The 18,829-nt window shown below is 68.2% G+C and carries 21 protein-coding genes; 14 read left to right on the top strand and 7 right to left on the bottom strand.

Annotated features, from left to right (window positions below; genetic code table 11):
* Positions 1 to 6: 6 nt before the first annotated feature.
* Positions 7 to 651 carry an ATP-binding cassette domain-containing protein gene (locus ACWDUD_RS06265; protein WP_450108712.1) on the bottom strand — a complete coding sequence of 215 codons (645 nt, stop codon included), beginning with the start codon at positions 649 to 651 and terminating at the stop codon, positions 7 to 9.
* Between ACWDUD_RS06265 and ACWDUD_RS06260 the strand changes: the two genes are divergently transcribed.
* On the top strand, positions 637 to 1,674 hold the full coding sequence (locus ACWDUD_RS06260; RefSeq protein WP_450108711.1) for an ABC transporter substrate-binding protein: 1,038 nt from the start codon (positions 637 to 639) through the stop codon (positions 1,672 to 1,674). The two genes, ACWDUD_RS06265 and ACWDUD_RS06260, sit on opposite strands and share 15 nt — an antisense overlap.
* Complete coding sequence (locus ACWDUD_RS06255) at positions 1,671 to 2,468, top strand: ABC transporter permease (RefSeq protein ID WP_450108710.1); 798 nt, start codon at positions 1,671 to 1,673, stop codon at positions 2,466 to 2,468. The genes ACWDUD_RS06260 and ACWDUD_RS06255 overlap by 4 nt, the downstream gene beginning before the upstream one ends.
* Here ACWDUD_RS06255 and ACWDUD_RS06250 read toward each other — a convergent pair.
* The 5 genes from ACWDUD_RS06250 to ACWDUD_RS06230 all read right to left on the bottom strand — a co-directional run bounded on the left by ACWDUD_RS06250 (position 2,431) and on the right by ACWDUD_RS06230 (position 8,549).
* On the bottom strand, positions 2,431 to 3,210 hold the full coding sequence (locus tag ACWDUD_RS06250; protein ID WP_450108709.1) for a hypothetical protein: 780 nt from the start codon (positions 3,208 to 3,210) through the stop codon (positions 2,431 to 2,433). The two genes, ACWDUD_RS06255 and ACWDUD_RS06250, sit on opposite strands and share 38 nt — an antisense overlap.
* A 225-nt stretch (positions 3,211 to 3,435) precedes the next feature.
* Complete coding sequence (locus ACWDUD_RS06245) at positions 3,436 to 5,073, bottom strand: class I adenylate-forming enzyme family protein (protein WP_450108708.1); 1,638 nt, start codon at positions 5,071 to 5,073, stop codon at positions 3,436 to 3,438.
* Positions 5,074 to 5,110: 37 nt separating this feature from the next.
* The gene (locus tag ACWDUD_RS06240; RefSeq protein ID WP_197251686.1) at positions 5,111 to 5,875 is read right to left on the bottom strand and encodes an SDR family NAD(P)-dependent oxidoreductase; all 765 of its coding nucleotides are present in this window, start codon (positions 5,873 to 5,875) and stop codon (positions 5,111 to 5,113) included.
* A 34-nt stretch (positions 5,876 to 5,909) separates the two neighbouring features.
* A complete protein-coding gene (locus tag ACWDUD_RS06235) occupies positions 5,910 to 7,040 on the bottom strand; it encodes a thiolase family protein (RefSeq protein ID WP_450108707.1) in 1,131 nt (376 codons plus the stop codon).
* A gap of 174 nt (positions 7,041 to 7,214) precedes the next feature.
* Positions 7,215 to 8,549, bottom strand: coding sequence for an MFS transporter (locus ACWDUD_RS06230; protein WP_450108706.1), 1,335 nt, complete (start codon positions 8,547 to 8,549; stop codon positions 7,215 to 7,217).
* A 338-nt stretch (positions 8,550 to 8,887) separates the two neighbouring features.
* Between ACWDUD_RS06230 and ACWDUD_RS06225 the strand changes: the two genes are divergently transcribed.
* From ACWDUD_RS06225 to ACWDUD_RS06170, 12 genes are all read left to right on the top strand, one after another.
* Positions 8,888 to 10,132, top strand: coding sequence for a CoA transferase (locus ACWDUD_RS06225; protein ID WP_450108705.1), 1,245 nt, complete (start codon positions 8,888 to 8,890; stop codon positions 10,130 to 10,132).
* The gene (locus tag ACWDUD_RS06220) at positions 10,129 to 11,322 is read left to right on the top strand and encodes an acyl-CoA dehydrogenase family protein (protein ID WP_450108704.1); all 1,194 of its coding nucleotides are present in this window, start codon (positions 10,129 to 10,131) and stop codon (positions 11,320 to 11,322) included. The genes ACWDUD_RS06225 and ACWDUD_RS06220 overlap by 4 nt, the downstream gene beginning before the upstream one ends.
* 34 nt (positions 11,323 to 11,356) lie before the next feature.
* Positions 11,357 to 12,514 carry an acyl-CoA dehydrogenase family protein gene (locus tag ACWDUD_RS06215; RefSeq protein WP_450108703.1) on the top strand — a complete coding sequence of 386 codons (1,158 nt, stop codon included), beginning with the start codon at positions 11,357 to 11,359 and terminating at the stop codon, positions 12,512 to 12,514.
* Positions 12,515 to 12,651: 137 nt separating this feature from the next.
* The gene (locus ACWDUD_RS06210) at positions 12,652 to 13,272 is read left to right on the top strand and encodes an AIM24 family protein (RefSeq protein ID WP_450108702.1); all 621 of its coding nucleotides are present in this window, start codon (positions 12,652 to 12,654) and stop codon (positions 13,270 to 13,272) included.
* Between the two features lie 7 nt (positions 13,273 to 13,279).
* A complete protein-coding gene (locus tag ACWDUD_RS06205; protein WP_450108701.1) occupies positions 13,280 to 13,984 on the top strand; it encodes an AIM24 family protein in 705 nt (234 codons plus the stop codon).
* Positions 13,981 to 14,739: an AIM24 family protein gene (locus ACWDUD_RS06200; RefSeq protein WP_450108700.1), complete on the top strand. Its 759-nt coding sequence runs from the start codon at positions 13,981 to 13,983 to the stop codon at positions 14,737 to 14,739. The genes ACWDUD_RS06205 and ACWDUD_RS06200 overlap by 4 nt, the downstream gene beginning before the upstream one ends.
* Before the next feature lie 134 nt (positions 14,740 to 14,873).
* Positions 14,874 to 15,068, top strand: coding sequence for a (2Fe-2S)-binding protein (locus ACWDUD_RS06195; RefSeq protein WP_197251698.1), 195 nt, complete (start codon positions 14,874 to 14,876; stop codon positions 15,066 to 15,068).
* Between the two features lie 49 nt (positions 15,069 to 15,117).
* Positions 15,118 to 15,594, top strand: coding sequence for a bacterioferritin (gene bfr / locus ACWDUD_RS06190; RefSeq protein WP_197251693.1), 477 nt, complete (start codon positions 15,118 to 15,120; stop codon positions 15,592 to 15,594).
* A 67-nt stretch (positions 15,595 to 15,661) separates the two neighbouring features.
* Positions 15,662 to 16,123 (top strand): MarR family winged helix-turn-helix transcriptional regulator, encoded by a 462-nt coding sequence (locus ACWDUD_RS06185; protein ID WP_197251694.1) that lies wholly within the window; start codon positions 15,662 to 15,664, stop codon positions 16,121 to 16,123.
* A gap of 9 nt (positions 16,124 to 16,132) precedes the next feature.
* On the top strand, positions 16,133 to 16,423 hold the full coding sequence (locus tag ACWDUD_RS06180) for a GNAT family N-acetyltransferase (RefSeq protein WP_197251695.1): 291 nt from the start codon (positions 16,133 to 16,135) through the stop codon (positions 16,421 to 16,423).
* A gap of 24 nt (positions 16,424 to 16,447) precedes the next feature.
* Positions 16,448 to 16,942, top strand: a complete 495-nt coding sequence (locus ACWDUD_RS06175; protein WP_450108699.1) for a DnaJ family domain-containing protein — start codon at positions 16,448 to 16,450, stop codon at positions 16,940 to 16,942.
* A 95-nt stretch (positions 16,943 to 17,037) separates the two neighbouring features.
* Positions 17,038 to 17,424, top strand: coding sequence for a VOC family protein (locus ACWDUD_RS06170; protein ID WP_420753019.1), 387 nt, complete (start codon positions 17,038 to 17,040; stop codon positions 17,422 to 17,424).
* A 13-nt stretch (positions 17,425 to 17,437) separates the two neighbouring features.
* On the opposite strand, the gene ACWDUD_RS06165 is transcribed toward ACWDUD_RS06170, so the two are convergent.
* A complete protein-coding gene (locus ACWDUD_RS06165; RefSeq protein ID WP_450108698.1) occupies positions 17,438 to 18,631 on the bottom strand; it encodes an ROK family protein in 1,194 nt (397 codons plus the stop codon).
* Positions 18,632 to 18,829 lie beyond the last annotated feature (198 nt).

The following is an 18,829-nucleotide window of genomic DNA, read 5'->3' as shown; positions in this document are numbered from 1 at the left end:
CTTACTTTAGAGGAATAATGTACGGTAATTTCCCATGAGTGGGAACACGGCGGTCTCCTCGTGGGCTGTGATCAGCACCGCAGCACCCGAATCCGCGAGGCGGCGCAATGCCGACGCGACGAGACCGGCCGACTGCGCATCGAGATGCGCGAACGGTTCGTCCGCGAACACCACCTGCGGTTCGCTGTACAGAACCCGGGCCAGCGCGGCCCTGCGCTGCATCCCGCCGGACAACCGGAACGGCGCCGACCCCGCATGGCCCGCCAACCCGACCTCGGCGAGGACCTCGTCGACACGTGGGCACGGGCGCAGCGAATACACCGAGCGGTCCCGCGCGCCCAGGCGCACGTTGCGTCCCACACTCATCCACGGCAGCAGCCGGGCCTCCTGGAACAGCACGGACTGCGCCTCGGTGCGGCGCTCCACCGTCCCGGACGCCGGGCGCAGCAGACCGGCACCGGCGTGCAGCACGCTGGTCTTGCCGCGCCCGGACGGACCGAGCAGCGCCAGAATTTCTCCCGCGGCGACCCGAAAGGTGAGCCGCTCCACGATCTTCCGGCCGCCCCGGACGATCGTCACGTCGTCGAACCCGATCCGGGGTTCGTTGCGCTCCCCCGCCTCGATGGAAGGATCCGCGTGAACCGACCCCATGTCCGCCTCCTGTTCCGTCCGCTCGTCGCGGCTGCTGCCGCCGGTGTGCTGACCGCCGGGCTCGTCGCGTGCGGCAGCGACGAGGCCGCGACCGCGTGCGGCACCGCCCCGGCCGCGGGTGATCCGGTCCCGGGCCTGCCCGACACGCTGAACGTCGGGGTCGCCAACAACATTGCGATGGCCGTGCCGCTGACCCGGCTCGACGAACTGGGCATCGCGGAGACGACCGTCTCGACGGCGAGCACCCCCGAGGAGTTGCGGACCAACTTCATCGCCGGCCGATACGACCTGGCCGCGATGCCCGTGAACGTCGCGGCGAACCTGTGCGCCCAGGGTATCGATCTTGTGCTGGTCGGCACCGTGAGCGGCAACAACGTCCAGCTCATGGGCCCGGAAGGGACCACGCTCGACGACCTGCGCGGCCAGGTCGTGCACATTCCCTTCCCCGGGGACATCCTCGACCTGACGATGCAGCAGATCCTCGACTCCGCGGGATTGACGTACGACGGCGAAAACCCGGACGTCACGCTCGAGTACCACCCCACACCCCTGGACATCGCCACCGGCCTGACCAGCGGGTCCATGACGTACGCGGTGCTGCCCGAACATTTGGCGACGGTCGTCGCGGACACCTCCGACTCGGTCGGCAAAGCGGTCGGGCTCGAACAGCTGTGGACCGAACGCACCGACGCGACGGCGCTGCCGTTCGCCGGGTTCGTCCTGCGCGGCGAACTGGCCCGCACCCGTCCCGACCTGGTGGCCGCACTGCAGGCCAACTTCGTCTCCTCGGTGGTGTCCGTCGTCTCCTCGCCCGCCCGGGGGGCGGCGGAGGTCGCCGCGCGGATCCCGGTGCCCGCGGACGTCGTGGGCCGGGTCCTGCCCGGTCTGCGTCCGGTGTACCTGCCGGCCGCGGAGGGTCGCGCCGACACCGAACTGCTGTACTCGTCGCTGCTCGAGAACGTGCCCGCATCCGTCGGAGGTGAACTGCCCGCGGACGGGTTCTACGCGGGCTCGGCGGGGTGAGCACGCCGCGGTATCTTTTCGGCGCGACGGCGTGCATCGTCGCCCTGGTCGCGGGCTGGCATCAGCTGTCACTGGGCCGCTCCCCCGCCGTGATGCCGAGCCCGGCCGAGACGCTCACCGCGTGGTGGGACCTGCTCGTCGACGGAACGCTCGCCGTGGAACTGGCGATCACCCTGGGCCGGGCGGCGGCGGCGACCGGCGCGGCACTGGTCGTGGGAGTGCTGATCGGCTGGGCCGCCTCGGTGTCCGCCGTCGCGGACGGATTCCTGGCGCCGCTGCGCGCGATCCTGCAGGGCCTGCCACCGATCGTGCTGATCGTGTGCCTGGTGCTGTGGTTCGGCAGCGACCCCGCCATCACGATCGTGGTGACCGCGACCGTCATGACACCGCTGGTGGCCGCCGCGACCACCGCGGCACTGCGCGCCGTCGACCCACACCTGAGGGAACTGGCTGCGGGACTGCGTCTTTCGCGGACCCGCCGGATCGTGTTCGTGATAGGCCCGGCGGTGCTGCCGCCGATCGTGGGTGCGGCCGGCGCGGTCGCGTCCGGCGCCGTGCGCGTCGCGGTGATGGCGGAGCTGCTGTCCGCACCGGACGGTGTCGGCGCGGCGATCGCGCAGGCCCGGACGCTGTTGCAGACGCCGGAACTGTTCGCGTGGGCCCTGACGATCATCGGCGCCGCGCTCGTCGTGGACGTCGCGATCCGCTTCCTGGTGGGACGGTGGAGCGCACTGTTCTCGCCGGGTGAGGGTGTCGTCAGCGCGCGTACCCCGACGGACACGAAAAACCGTTGAACGACGCGACGTCGCACACGCTGCGCGCGGACAGCTTCCACCCGGAGCCGTCGTTCACGAAGGTCAGACGCAGCGGGGTCTGCGGACCGGCGGCACCGGCGAACATCACCTGCAGCCGTCCGGACGCGGTATTGCCGTCGACCGAGATCGGGTCGACGACGGTCGGGTTCACGACCGCGAGCATCTGCCCGGCCCGGCCGCTGATCTGTTCGAGCACGCCCGCCGCTTCCGAGCCGCGCTCGACGTACGACTGGCGGACCGATGCGGGGTTGGCCGGATCGACGGCGGACCGCAGGACAGCGGTCAGTTCGGCGCCCGACGGGGCCGCGACCGCGGCGGGAGCCGCCGGCGCTTCGGCGACCGGTTCGGGTGCCACGGCAGGGGCGGGAGCGGCAGCCGGTTCCGGGAGTGACGCGGCCGGGGCCGGTGCGATCGGCGCGGGAGCCGCTTCCGCAGGCGCCTCGTCCGCCGGGACCCCGGGCTCGGCGGGCGCCGGGGCCGGAGCGGCACCCGCGCCGACGTCGGACGCGTTCGCCTGCAGGGCCGCGAGAATCGCCGCACTCAGCGACGGATCGGCCTCCCGCTCACCCGAATCACCGGGAAAGCGCACCGCGACGACGACGGCGGCGATCGCCACGATCACCGCGCACACCGATACGATCACCGACGCCGCGACCACCGCCGCTCCCGTGCGGCTCCGCGATGTTTTCCCCGTGTCGTGCGTAGCGGTCGACTCGTACATGATCACGAGAATAGAGGAAAAAAACTCCGTTAATTAAGCCTTACCTCACCAACGGTGCCCGAAGACGCCGAGTGGCGGCGCCCCACAGGGGACGCCGCCACTGGCCGGCATCGTCGGATAACCCTCCCCGTGACCGAGCGAATGTACCGCTCGTCTCCTTCAACCGACCGAGCGTGCCGTTCGCTCGGATACACGGGATCGGATACGAGGGAGGGGTTTCGCCTGTCAGCTCGGCTGCGACACCTCCGCCAGCCGCGACCGCAGATCCGTCTTGAGGATCTTGCCGGCCGCCGACGTCGGCAGCGCATCGACCACCACGACATCGCGAATCTTCTTGTACGGCAACACCTGTTCGGCGACGAACGTCATCAGTTCCGCCTCGTCGACGTCGGCGCCGTCACGCGGGACCACGAACGCGATGGGCTCCTGCCCGACCGCGCCGGCGTCGCGGCCGATCACCGCGGCCGTCGACACCGACGGGTGCGACACCAGGATCTCCTCGAGCTCACGCGGATACACGTTGTAGCCCTTGTAGATCAGCATGTCCTTCGCGCGGTCCGCGATGAACACGTAGCCGTCCTCGTCCTTGTAGGCGATGTCACCGGTGTCGAGCCATCCGTCGACGTACTGCTGCGCCGTGATGTCGGGGTGATTCAGGTATCCGTCGGTGACCTGCGGTCCGCGGACCCACAGCACACCGTGCTCCCCGGGACCGACCTCGGTCGTGGTGCCCTGCGCACGGATCTGCACCTCGGTGTCGAAGATGGGGATCCCGACACTGCCGAGGCGGTAGTCCGTGCCGACGCCCAGCGGGTTGGCCGTGACCACACACGTCGCCTCGGTCAGGCCGTAGCCCTCGGTGACCCGCGCATTGGGGAACGCCGTGACCAGCGCGTCGAGCGTGCCGCGGTCGATCGGCGCGGCACCGGACGAGACGACCCGCACCGTCGAGGTGTCGCGGGTGGCGACATCCGGATGGGTGGCCAGCGAATGCCACATCGCGGGGCTGCCCGTGATGTAGCTCGCCTCGTGCTTCTCGATGAGCTCGAGCATGCGCGCGGGATCGAAGCGACCGGCCATCACCTGCGTCAACCCGCACATCAGCAGGAACGACGTGTTGATCAGCGCGTGCGCGTGGAACAGCGGCGACACCACGACCGTCGAACCCGTGCCGGGCTGGACGCCGTAGATGTCGAGCTCCTCGATCGGGTCGAGCGTGACCAGGCCGTCGGGGGTCTCCCGGACGGCGTGCCCCGCGCGCCACGCGCACATCTGGGTGACGTTGCCGACGACGTTGCGGTGCAGTACCCGCACGCCCTTCGAGATGCCGGTCGTACCGCCGGTGAAGGCGAGGTGCGCGACGTCGTCGCCGGTGACCTCGGCCGCCGCGAACTCGGTGGGTTGCCCGGCGAGGAACGCGTCGAACCCGACGACCGGGCCGTCCGCGACGACCCCGTCACCGGCGACGACCACCGTCGTGAGCGACGTACCGGCCGCGGCGTCCCGCAGGGTCTGTGCCTGCGCGGGCTGGCTGACACCGACGACCGCGCCGGTCTCCTCGATCTGGCGACGCAGACCCGGCAGCGGCTGCAGCGGGTTGACCGGGGTGACGGTCGCGCCGGCCCGCAGCGTGCCGTAGTAGGCGACGACGAACTCGATGCAGTTGCCGATGTGCAGCAGCACCACATCGCGCGGCCGCACACCGGACGCGGCGAGCGCGCTCGCGAACTGCGCGGACCGCTCGTCGAGTTCGCGGTACGTGCAGGTGCGGTCACCGTCGACGATGGCGAGCCGGTCCCCGTAGCGAGCACCCATGCTCTGCGCCCACACGGCCATGGACACCTGCGGGTAGGTCAGGTGCATCTGGGTAAGAGTGCTGAGATCCATTGCGATACAGCCGTTACCGCGGCGCCATGCGGATGGCACCGTCGAGGCGGATGGTCTCGCCGTTGATGTAGCCGTTCTCGAGGATCGACGCCGCGAGGCGGCCGAACTCGTCCGGGCGGCCCAGGCGGGACGGGTTCGGGACGGTCGCCTCGAGCGATGCGCGCACGTCCTCGCGCAGGCGGGCGAGCAGCGGGGTGTCCATGATGCCGGGGGCGATCGTGTTGACGCGGATGCCCTTGCTGGCCAGGTCGCGGGCGGCGACGATCGTCATGCCGACGATGCCGGCCTTCGACGCCGAGTAGTTGATCTGCCCGATCTGGCCCTCGAACGCCGCGACCGAAGCGGTCATGACGACCGCGCCACGCTCACCGTCGATCGGCTCGAGCTGCGCCATGCGCTCGGCGCCGAGGCGCAGCGCGTTGAACGAGCCGATGAGGTTGAGACGGATCACGAACTCGAAGTCCTCGAGCGACCCGGCCTTGCCTTCCTTGTCGAGCACGCGCATCTTGCGGCCGGCACCGGCGCAGTGGACGACGCCGCGCAGCCCGCCGCGCTCGTGCGCGACGTCGAGGGCGGCGGCGAACTGGTCGGCGTCGGTGACGTCGGCGGGGGCGAAGACCGCAGCGTCACCGAGTTCGGCCGCGACGTCCGCGCCGTTGGAGGTGGGCAGGTCGATCAGGGTGACGGTGCCGCCCGCGTCGAGGACGCGGCGCGCGGTGGCGAGGCCGAGGCCCGAGGCGCCACCGGTGATCGCGATCGAAAGTCCCTTGAGTTCCATGGTGTTCGATTTCCTTCGGTCGATGCGGGTCAGGTCAGAGGAGTTCGAGGATGGTGGCGTTGGCCATGCCGCCGGCCTCGCACATGGACTGCAGGCCGTAGCGGATTCCGTTGTCGCGCATGTGGTGCACGAGACGCGTCATGAGGATCGCACCGGAGCCACCGAGCGGGTGACCGACACCGATGGCACCGCCGAGCGGGTTGAGACGGTCGAGCTTGGCGCCGGTCTCGGCCTGCCACGCGAGCGGCACCGGGGCGAACGCCTCGTTGATCTCGAAGGCGCCGATGTCGTCGATCGACAGACCGGAACGCTTCAGCGCCTTCTCGGTCGCGGGGATCGGGCCGGTGAGCATGACGACCGGGTCGTCGGCGGCGACGACGGCGGTGTGGATGCGGGCGAGCGGGGTCCAGCCCTGCGCCGCGGCGTATTCGCTGGTGGTGATGAGCAGGGCGCCGGCACCGTCGGAGATCTGCGAGGAGTTGCCGGCGTGGATGACGCCGTCCTCCTTGAAGACGGTCTTGAGCTTGCCGAGCGACTCGAGGGTGCCGCCGCGGCGGATGCCCTCGTCCGTGGCGAAGTCGCCGACGGGGGCGATCTGGCCGGTGAAGGCGCCCGCATCGGTGGCCGCGGCGGACAGCTCGTGCGAGCGCAGCGAGAACTCGTCGAGCGCGGTGCGCGAGAAGCCCCACTTCTCGGCGATCATCTCGGCGCCGATGCCCTGGCTGAAGCCCTCGACACCGAAGCGGTCGCGCACGTTCTGCGGGAAGTGCTGGCCGTCCTTGCTGGCGCTGCCCATCGGCACGCGGCTCATGGACTCGACACCACCGGCGACCACGACGTCGTTCTGGCCGGAGATGACGGTCGCGGCGGCGAAGGACACGGCCTGCTGGCTGGAGCCGCACGCGCGGTTGATCGTGGTGGCGGGCACGGTGACCGGCCATCCTGCCGCGAACACCGCGCTGCGCGAGACGATTCCGGCCTGGTCGCCGACCTGGCTGACGCAGCCCCACTGGACGTCGTCGATGGTGGCGGGGTCGAGGCCGGTCCGCTCGGCGAGCGCCGTCAGCACGTGTGCGGACAGGTTGACGGGGTGGATCTCGGACAGTGCGCCACCGCGACGCCCGATGGGGGTCCGGACGGCGTCGACGATCACGGCATCGCGCATGCGAATCGGTCCTTTGCTGTTGCGGGGACACGGTTGCCGGGCAACCGTGGCGAAGGGAAAACGATGACCGGCCGGGTGGTGGTCCTCACATTCGAGGAGACCACGCACCCGGCCGGTGAGGGAAAGTCTTTCGGCGGAAGCTTCCGTTAGGTGGAAGCTATGCCACTACTTTCGTCAGGCCTCGCTGCGGATCAGCTTGCGGTCGCGATCGGGGTTCGCGAGTGCCAGCACCAGCACCGCGGCGATCACACCGAGCACACCGATGACCTGGAACGCGGTGGCGTAACCCTCGGCCGGAGTCGCGGCGTTGTCGACGATGACACCGGTCGCGTACGGGGCGACCAGGCCACCGATCGCCATGAGCGCGAGGAACACACCCATGGTGCCCGCGGTCTGCTGCGGCGGGCACAGCTCCGAGATCGCGGCGTTGATCAGCGGGAACACGATCGCACCGAAGCCGTAGCCGATGGAGACCGCGGCGACAGCGAGGGCCGGCGTCCCGATGTAGGGGAGGAAGACCAGCACGGCACCGCAGATGAGCACGCCGACGCACGGCACGATGATGCGGACGACCCGGGAGCTGGTGCCCTTGCCGGCCAGGCGGTCGGTGACGGATCCGGAGACGATCATGAGGAACAGGCCGACGATCGACGGGAAGGCGAACATGGAACCGGCCTGGAGCTGGCTGTAGCCGAGGCCGTCCTGGAAGTACGAGGGAAGCCAGGTCAGGACGACGGTGGTCAGCGCGTAGACGACGATGATCAGAAGTGCGCAGCTCGCGAATGTGCGGTTGAGGAAGATCTTGCTCCACGGCACGGACGGCTCGGTGGATGCGCTCGCGGCGTCACCACCCTTGACGACCTTCGCGGTGTAGGGACCTTCCTTCCAGCCCGACAGCCACGACAGGACCCACACGCCACCGAGGACCGAGAGCGCGATCAGCGCCATCTTCCAGCCGTACTCGACCGTGATGTACGTGAGCACGGGCGCGAGGGCGATCTTCGCAACCGACGCCGAGCCGGCGAGGAACGCGCCCGGCAGACCACGCTTGGCCGGCGGATGCCACGAGTAGGTCGCGGCATGCATGAGTGCCGAGCTCGGTCCTTCGGCCAGACCGAGGAGCATGCGGCACACGATCAGCAACACGAGCGACGCCGAGACGACGAGCGGGAGCATGACGACCGACCAGATCACGCCGAGTGCCAGCAGCGCCCACCGCAGGGTCAGGTACTTGTTGAGCGGGCCTGCGAGGAACCCGCCGATCGTGAACGTCACGAAGAAGAGCGAACCGACCAAGCCGATCTGCGACGAGGTGAGGCCGAGGTCTTCCTTCAGCGGCTTCGCGATGATGCCGAGGACGGCCTTGTCCGCGTAGTTGACGACGTAGAGGAAGATGACCAGCCCGGTCATCCCCCATGCGCGGCCCGCGGTCACCTTGAAGGCGGGGGCTTTCGCCCTCGCGGCATCAGGAGTGTCCGATCTGCCGTTGACGATTTCGCCTGTAGTCACTGGGGAGTCCCTTCAGAACTCGGAGGGTGAGAAGCGGGGACCTACCCCGGCCTCTACGTGGAACATCACGCCTGGCGTCCGTACACATTGAACGTGACCCATCTCACGGACCGCAAAGAGCCGTATGTGAACGGATCGATCACTCGTACCTATGAAAGATCACAACCGGACCGAAAGCAGTTGTGACCCGCGCTCAGTTCGACGATCAGCTCATTGGTGTGCGCTAACCGTCCGATAGCCGAACGGTCCTGGTTCCGTAGGTGAGATGTGTTGCATTCTGACGTGGCAATCGGTTCGGGACAGGTGTGCCCGGACCTCGTGACGAGGACAGGCAACGCATGAACTCCACCGCTTCCACCGACGAGCTCCCTTCGTCCACGGCACCCCTCGCCGGTGTGCGCGTGATCGAGGTGTCGAGCTTCGTGGCCGCGCCGTTGTGCGGAATGACCCTCGCCGCCCTCGGCGCCGACGTGATCCGCATCGACCCGATCGGTGGAGCCGCCGACTACAAGCGGTGGCCGCTGACCGAGGACGGCGAGTCGATCTACTGGGCGAACCTGAACAAGGGCAAGCGCTCGTTCGCCGCGGACTTCCGTGATCCGAACGCGCACAAGCTGATCCGCGACCTGATCATCGACGCCGGGATCGTCGTCACCAACGCCGCCGGCCGCGACTGGCTGGACTACGACGCCCTGGCCGCGATCCGTCCCGACCTGATCCACGTGCAGGTGCTCGGACGTGCCGACGGCACCGGCGCCGTCGACTACACCGTCAACGCCGCCGCCGGCTTCCCGCAGGTCACCGGTCCGGAGAATCTCGACGGCCCGGTCAACCACGTGCTGCCCGCATGGGACGTCTCGTGCGGTCTGTACGCCGCGCTGTCGGTGGCGTCCGCGGTGTACCGCCGCGAGGTCACCGGAGCCGGCACCAAGATCGTTCTGCCGCTGGAGGATGTCGCGTTCGCGACGGTGGGCAATCTCGGCTACATCGCCGAGGCGCAGCTCGGCCTGACGGGACGCGGCCGCGTCGGCAACGCCGTCTACGGCACCTACGGCTGCGACTTCGCCACCTCCGACGGTGCCCGCTTCATGATCGTCGCGCTGACCCCGCGGCACTTCCGCGACCTCACGGAGCTGACCGGCACGACCGCGGCCGTCACCGCCGTCGAAGCCGCGCTCGGCGCCGACTTCCGCATCGAGGGCGAACGCTACAAGCACCGCGCGGTACTGAACGGCCTGTTCGCCGGGTGGTTCGGCGCCCGCACCGCAGCCGAGGTCGAAGCCGCGCTCGACGGGACCTCCATCCTGCACGAGCGCTACCGCACGTTCGCCGAGCTCGCCGCCGACCCCCGGGTCACGGACAATCCGATGTTCCAGCAGCTCGACCAGCCGCGTATCGGCACCTACTCCGCGGCCGCGGTCCCCATGTCGTTCGACGGCGGGTACCCGGCCGTCCGCCCCGCTCCCGCCAACGGTGACGACACCGCCGACGTGCTCGTCGAGCACCTCGGTCTCACCGGCGACGAGGTCGACGCCCTCGCCGCAGCCGGCACCGTCCGCATCAACCAGAAGGATCACGCATGACCCGCCTCGCCCAGACGATCGGCCTGACCGAGTTCCAGACCGAAATCCTGGACACCGTCCGCACATTCGTCGACCGCGAGATCATCCCGAACGCGCAGGAACTCGAGCATTCGGACACCTACCCGCAGGCGATCGTCGACCAGATGCGGGAGATGGGCCTGTTCGGCCTGATGATCCCCGAGGAGTACGGCGGCCTCGGCGAGTCGCTGCTCACCTACGCGCTGTGCGTCGAGGAACTCGCCCGCGGCTGGATGAGCGTCTCCGGCGTCATCAACACCCACTTCATCGTCGCGTACATGCTGCGCCAGCACGGCACCGACGAGCAGAAGAACTACTACCTGCCGAAGATGGCCACCGGTGAGACCCGCGGTGCCTTCTCCATGTCCGAGCCCGAACTCGGCTCGGACGTCGCCGCGATCCGCACCAAGGCCAAGCGCGACGACAGCGGCGACTACGTCATCAACGGCCAGAAGATGTGGCTGACCAACGGCGGCAGCTCGACGCTGGTCGCCGCGCTGGTCAAGACCGAGGAGGGCGCCGAGAAGGCGCACCAGAACCTGACCACCTTCCTGGTCGAGAAGCCCGCCGGATTCGGCGAGGTCGTCCCCGGGGTCACCATCCCCGGCAAGATCGACAAGATGGGCTACAAGGGCATCGACACCACCGAGCTCATCTTCGACAACTACAAGGCCAAGGCCACCGACATCCTCGGCGGCGTCCCCGGCAAGGGCTTCTTCCAGATGATGGACGGCGTCGAGGTCGGCCGCGTCAACGTCTCGGCCCGCGCGTGCGGTGTCGCGATCCGCGCGTTCGAGCTCGCCGCGCAGTACTCCCAGCAGCGCACCACCTTCGGCAAGCCCATCGCACAGCACCAGGCGATCGGGTTCTCCCTCGCAGAGATGGCCACCAAGGTCGAGGCAGCCCACCTGATGATGGTCAACGCTGCGCGCCTGAAGGATTCGGGCGAACGCAACGACGTCGCGGCCGGCATGGCCAAGTACCTCACCAGCGAGTACTGCTCGGAGGTCACCCAGGCCAGCTTCCGCATCCACGGCGGCTACGGCTACTCCAAGGAATACGAGATCGAACGGCTCATGCGCGAAGCGCCGTTCCTGCTCATCGGCGAAGGCACCAGCGAGATCCAGAAGACGATCATCAGCAAGGGTGTACTGCGTAGTTACGCACTGTAATTCGACCAACCGGACAACCAGAGGGAGTTCGACCGTGCAGCGTACGGTGTACAACGAGGATCACGAGGCGTTCCGCGAGACGGTGCGCGACTTCATCGCGAAGGAAGTCGCGCCGGTGTACCACGAGTGGGAGGCCGACGGGCATCCCCCGCGCAAGTTCTACAACCGTCTCGGCGAGCTGGGCATCCTCGGCATCCAGGCTCCGGAGGAGTACGGCGGCGGTGGCGAGAGCTCGATCAAGTTCAATGCGGTTGTCGCCGAGGAATGCTCGGCCGCCGGTGTGACCTTCGGCTCGTACTCGGTGCACTCGAATCTCATCCTGCCGTACCTGTTGGAGTACGGAACCGAGGAGCAGAAGCAGCGCTGGATCCCGGGATTCTGCTCCGGTGACCTGATGTTCGCGATCGCCATGACCGAGCCGGGCACCGGTTCGGACCTCGCGAACATCGCCACCACCGCCAAGCTGTCCGAGGACGGCACCCACTACGTGATCAACGGCGCGAAGACGTTCATCACCGGCGGCGCCCTGGCCGACCGCATCCTCACGGTCTGCCGCACCGCGCCGTTCGATCCGGAGAACCGGCGCGCCGGCCTGTCGATCCTCGTCGTCGACACCACCTCCGAGGGATTCTCGGTGGGCCGCAAGCTCAACAAGATCGGCCTGAAGACCTCCGACACCGCGGAGCTGTCGTACTCCGACGTCAAGGTTCCTGTCGAGGACCTGCTGGGCGAGGAGGGCAAGGGCTTCCAGTACCTGACCCACAACCTCGCGCAGGAGCGGCTCACCATCGCGTTCGGTGCGTCGGCAACCGCGGCCGCGGCGGTGCAGCACGCGCTCGCATACACCAAGGACCGCAAGGTGTTCGGCAAGCCGGTCGCCGCGTTCCAGAACACGAAGTTCGTGCTCGCCGAATGCTCGACGGAGCTGCAGGCCCTGCAGCTGATGGTCGACAACGCCCTCGAACTGCACGACCGCGGTGAGCTCACCGTGCCCGACGCCGCCCGCGCGAAGCTGTTCGGCACCGAGGTGGCCGGACGCATCATCGACAAGTGCCTGCAGCTGCACGGTGGCTACGGCTACATCACCGAGTACCCGATCGCGCGCCTGTACGCGGACACGCGCGTCAGCCGCATCTACGGCGGCACCAGCGAGGTCATGAAGACGATCATCGCCAAGGATCTCGGCCTGTAGAACCCCCACAGGTACGACGAAATCCGGCCCGGCCCGCCACACGCGGACCGGGCCGGATCCCGTTCGGGACGAGCAGCGCATTCGACAGTCGACTGCCGCTAGGCGCGCACGACCTGCACCCGCTATCGTTTCGCGCCATGCGACTGCTCGAGAAATCGAAACGGGTCATCGAGGCCCAGCTGAGCAACACCAGCATCCGCGCCCTGTCGGGCTCGATGGTGGCCTACGAAGGCCAGGTGAGCTTCAAGTCGGCCGGGTTCGGCGGCGGCGAGGGCGTGCTCGCGGGTCTGCGGCAGCGCGCGACCGGTGAGGGGTTGTCTCTGATGGAGGCCAGCGGCACCGGCGTCGTCTATCTCGCGCATCGGGGCCGGAACGTGACCGTGCTCGACCTGAACAACGAGACGCTGCAGGTCGAGTCCGAGCAGTTGCTGGCTCTGAACGGGAACCTCGCCACCAATGTCGCGTTCGCCGGGGTCCGGGGCGGCATGAGCGGTCAGGGACTGTTCACCACGACGGTCACGGGCACCGGACAGGTCGCACTGCTGTCGTCGGGCGGGCCGCTGATCCACCTCGAGGTCTCTCCCCAGTACCCACTGGTCGTGGACCCGGATGCCTTCGTCTGCGCGAAGGGACAGTTGACGCAGTCGTTCGTCACCGACGTGTCGTGGCGGTCCGCGATCGGTCAGGGCAGCGGCGAAGCCTTCTCGCTCAAGTGGGACGGGATGGGTGTCGTGTCCATCCAGCCGGCGGAACGGTAGGAAGACGATGACTTTCACCAAGGTCAACAACAAGGTCGTCCGCGTCGACCTGAACCAGTCGGGGCCCGTCGTTGCACGCCGCGGCGCGATGCTCTTCTACACGGGGACAGTACATTTCAGCCCGCATCAGGTTCCCGGTGCCGGCGGTATGCCCGGCATGGGCGGGATCGCGGCGATGGCCGGACGCATGATGCAGGGCGAGCACGAGGCGACGATGGTCGCGCAGGGCAACGGCGTCGTGCACTACGGATTCCGTGGCCTCGAAACCCACATCGTGGACATGTCCGCCGGTGGGGAACTGCGGGTGGAGGCGTCCCGACTGCTCGCGCACACCTCGGGCCTGCAGAGCGCGGTCGTGCAGGCGTCCGCCGCTCCGGCGGCCGCGGGCGGCGGTGGCGGCGGTCTGCTCGGGGCGCTGCGCGGCGCGGCCACCGGCATGGTGACGGGCACCGGCATGTTCACCACCCAGTTGTCGGGTTACGGGGCGGCGGTGCTGCTGGCCCACGGCGGGATCATCGAGCTGCAGGTCGGTGGACCGGCACCGGTGTTCGTCGATCCACAGTCGTTCGTCGCGGCGCTCGGGCCGGTGCGGACCGACCTGAAGTCGACGATGAGCTGGCGCAACGCCGGCCGGACCGGGGGCGAGAGTCTGCAGCTCGAGTGCACCGGGCAGGGCATCGTCTACGTGCAGGCATCGGAGGAGAAGCTGTGAGTGTCGTTCTGAATCCGTCGCATCTCGTCGGCAACGACAACGTGCCCGGCAACAACTACGCGTACTGCATCGATCTACAGAGCCCGTGGTTCCTGTCGAAGGGCGCGATGATCGCCTACTACGGCCAGATGCAGTTCACCGCGCTCACCCACGGGCTGCAGGGGCAGCTGTTGCAGATGGTGGCCCACCAGTTCTCGGCACCGTTGTATCTGGGTGACTACGTGGTCGCCGAGGGCTACGGAAAGCTGATCCTCGGCGACCGCGGCTACGACATCAACTCCTACGATCTCGACGACGGCAACCTGACCATCCGGGCCGCGAACCTGCTGGCGTTCGAGCCAGGATTGTCGCTGAACCAGTCGATCGTGCCCGGTTTCCTCACGTTGATCGGAACCGGCAAGTTCCTGGCGTCGTCGAACGGCCCGGTGATCTTCGCGGAGCCGCCGTTGCGGGTGGACCCGGAGGCGCTGGTGGGCTGGGCGGACTGCCCGTCCCCCAGCCATCACTTCGACGAGTCCTGGGTGACCGGGTTCGTCGCGGCCGGTGCGCGCATGTTCGGCGTGCAGTCCGGCGAGGAGCGGCAGTTCGATTTCACCGGCGCGGGGACGGTGCTCATCCAGTCCAGCGAGAAGGTGATCGACGACAGTTCGGTGGTCCGGATGATCGAAGGACAGCTGCCGGGGCTGACGAACAGCGGACTGCAACGCATCAATCATGCGGTGTCGTCGCAACTGCAACAGCAGCAACAGTTCTGAGTGACCTGGGTGGAGGCTGGGCATTTTCCCGACGCAGAAACGGTCGCAATGTGATTACGATCACAGGGTAGCCAGGCCTTAGTACGGTAAGGTTTGGACATCCTAAGTACCACCGCTCCAGATTGGTCGACCGCATGTACGTCTGCAGCTGCCACGCTCTCACTCACAATCACATCGAGGCCGAGATCGCTGCAGGCGCGCGCTGTACCCGGGAAATCAGCGCGGCATGCCGGGCGGGTACCGACTGCGGCGGTTGCGTACGCAATATCTCGGCGATCCTGCGGGCCGCCCGCCAGAGTGAGAACATCGAACTCGAGACCGCCGTGTAGCCAGCCCCTACCCGGCGGTGAACTCGATGGTTCCACCCCGGGAGGTTCCATGAAGGGCGACAAGAAGGTCCTGGAGTATCTCAACGAGCAGCTGACTGCCGAACTCACCGCGATCAACCAGTATTTCCTGCACTCGAAGATGCAGGACAACAACGGCTGGGCGAAGCTCGCGTCACACACGCGCGCCGAGTCGTTCGAAGAGATGCGTCACGCCGAAACACTCACCGATCGGATTCTGTTCCTCGACGGTCTGCCGAACTACCAGCGGCTCGGGTCGATCCGCATCGGACAGACCGTGAAGGAGATGTTCGAAGCCGACTTACAGGTGGAGATCGAGGCTCGCGACCGCTTGCGGAAGGGGTCCGAGTACATGCGCTCGGTCAGCGACATCACGTCGGCGAACATCTTCGAGTCGATCCTCGCCGAGGAGGAAGAACACATCGACTACCTCGAAACCCAGCTCGCACTGCTCGAGCAGCTGGGTGAGCCGCTGTACATCTCCGTGCACGTCTCCCCGCCGGAGTAATCGCCGTAATCGCCCCGAGGGCCGCCACAGTCGTTGATCGCGCAACCATATCGCGTATCCTGGCAATATGGACACTCCGAGGTGGCTCGACGACAACGAGCAACGCGCCTGGCGCGCCTATCTCGACGCCACGCGCCTGCTCATGGCGGCCCTCGACCGGCAACTCGTCCGCGACTCCGGCCTCTCGCTGACGGACTACGAACTGCTCGTCGCCCTGTCGGAGGCACCGGGTAGACGCATGCGCATGAGCGCCCTGGCCGATGCCGTGGTCACGACCCGCAGCGGGGCCACCCGCGCGATCGCCCGCCTCGTCGACGCCGGATTGGTCCGCCGGGTCGAATGCCCCGAGGACAAACGCGGCACGCTGGCCGAACTGACCGACGAGGGCGCCGCCAAGCTGGACGAAGCCAGCCCCGGACATGTCGAAGCGGTGCGTTCGAGTATGTTCGACCTGCTCAGCGCGGAGGACGTCACGCGGTTCGGCGACTCCTTCACCGCGATGCGCAAGCACCTGCTCGGAAACGGCTAGGGGAAATTCATGAGCGACTCGTCCGTGATCACCGTCCACAACCCGGACCTGCAGCGATACGAACTGCGCGACGGCGACACCGTCATCGGCTACACCCAGTACCACCCGGACGGCGATGTCCAGCTCGTGTTCGACCACACCGAGGTCGACGGCGCCTACTCGGGCCGGGGTCTGTCCGGCAAACTCGTGCGCTTCGCCCTCGACGACGTACGCGAACAGGGCAAGCGGATCGTTCCGATCTGCCCCTTCGTGCACTCCTACATCGAGAAGCACCCCGAGTACCAGGACATCGCCGACTGATCGTGTGTCGCGGACAATGGCCTCATGACCGAGCGCAAGCGTCCGGACATCACCTTCGAGTCGTGGGTCGAGCGACAGATCCGCGTCGCCCAGGAACGCGGCGACTTCGACAACCTGCCCGGCGCGGGTAAGCCGATCCCCTACTACGGCGACGACGAGCTGTGGTGGGTCAAGGACTACCTGCGCCGGGAAGGCCTGTCCACCGAGGCGCTGCTCCCGCCGCCGCTGCAGCTGCGCAAGGAGATCGAACGGCTGCCGGAGACCGTGCGGGACATCCCGACCGAGGACGGTGTGCGCGAGGTCGTCGCGGAACTGAACCGGCGCATCGTCGACTGCCTGCGCGCACCCGACCGGCTGCCCGTGCCGCTGCACATGGTCGACGCCGACGACACGGTGCAGCAGTGGCGCGCGGATCGGCGTGCCGCGATCGCACAGCGCGTGGATCGACCCGCGGCGAATTCGGTGCCGGCGCCTCCCGCGCGCATCTCCTGGTGGCGGAGGCTCTTCGCCTCGGAGTGACGACCGGTCCGGCGCGATGAGTTCCGCTCCGGTCGCCGGTCTGTTCCTGTACGAGGCGCACGGCACCGGCCGTGCCCGAGCGACGAGGAGCGGACATGAGCGCACCCACGATCGGCAGCATCCTTCTGGCCAGCAGCAACCCGGAACGGCTCCGCGACTGGTACGTCGCGGCACTGGCGCCGAAGGTCGAACGCACCCCGGGCGAACCCGCGTACGACGTGCTCGACTTCGACGGCTTCTACCTCATGCTCGACCGGCGCGACGACGTCGGCGGCAAGAACCCCGAGCCCGGGCGGATGATCCTCAACATCGAGGTCACCGACGCTCCGGCGATCGCGGCACGGCTCGACGACCTCGGTGCGACCTGGCTGTCGCCGCTGGAAGACCGCGACGGCAGCTGGTTCGGCACGGTGGTGGACCCGGACGGCAACTACGTGCAGTTGATCGAACTGAGCGAACGGGCGCGAGCCGAGATGAGCTGAACGCGCCGGCCGGTCACCGCCGTACGAGGTCCGCGACCATCCGGTCGACGGCCCCGATGCTGAGCACCTGATCCAGCGTCATGGAGGCGCACCCGATCATGCCGGACCGGTCGCCGTACGCCCAGGGCAGGATCTGCAACGTCTGCGTCGCCGTGGAAATCGCGTTGCCGTACAAGGTTTCCCGCATGCCCGCGACGAAGACGTCGTAGGCGCCGGCCATGTCTCCCCCGACCACGAGCACCTCGGGGTCGAGCAGGTTGACCGCGCCCGCGACCACCTCGCCGATGCGTCTGCCGCTGTCGCGGATCAGTCTGCGCGCCTCGGAGTCTCCGTTTCCGGCGAGTTCGACGACGTCGCGGATGTGGGTGACGCTGCGGCCCAGCGCCTCCAGGTCGCGAACCAGCGCCCAGCCGCCGGCCACGGCCTCGACACACCCGACGTTGCCGCAGCGGCACACGACGCCTTGCGCCGCAGCGATTTTCGTATGACCGATCTCCCCCACCGCGCCGACCGCGCCGCGCTGCAGCACACCACCGGAGACGATGCCCGCACGAAGCCCGGTGGAGGCCTTGATGAGCAGCATGTCGCGGAACTTGCGCCGCTCACCGAAACGCTCGGCCAGAACCATGGCGTTGGCGTCGTTGTCGACGAAGATCGGCACGTCGCCGAGAGCGGCGAAATAGGGCTGCAGCGGCACGCCGTCCCACCCGGCCATCGTCGGTGAGTTGCGGCTGCAGCCCCGGTCGACGTCGACGGTGCCGGGCAGAGCGACACCGATTCCGACGGTCTTCGGGCGTTCCGGGCCGAGGGTGTCGCGCAGCGCCCCGAGACGCGCGGCGACGAGCGGCATCAGTTCGTCGGGGTCGTTGCCGATTTCCTGTTCCACGTCGTCGGTACACAACAGACGACCGGCCAGGTCGCAGACCGCGAGCTGGGTGCGGCTGCGGCCGATCGCGGCGACGAGGACGATGCCGGCGTCGACCCCGAACGTGAGGGTCGCCGGCGGACGGCCGCCCGTGGACGGACCCTCCTCGCATTCGACGACCAGCCCGAGCGCCTGCAAGGCCGAGACCCGGGAGGCCACCGCGGTGCGGGAGAGCCCGGTGAGCTGCCCGATCTCGGTGCGAGTGGTCGCGGTGCCGGCGCGCACCAGCGCGAACACGTCACCTGCAGTCGCGGGGGCGATCGATCGGGTCGCTCGGGTCATGAATCAACCGTAAGCGCGATCGCTCACCGGCGGAGATCGGCGGTCGAGCCGTGCGCCGGGCCCCGCCGGTGAAGCGAGTTGTCGATCAGTCCTTGGGGGTCAGGCCTTGGGGGTCAGGCCTTGGGGGTCAGGCCTTGGGGGTCAGGCCTTGGGGGTCAGGCCTTGGGGGTCAGGCCTTGTGCTTTAGTCTTATTGGGA

Source organism: Rhodococcus sp. NPDC003382, assembly GCF_053589135.1.
Note: the sequence above shows the minus strand (reverse complement) of the source record. Positions and strands in the feature narration are given on the sequence as shown.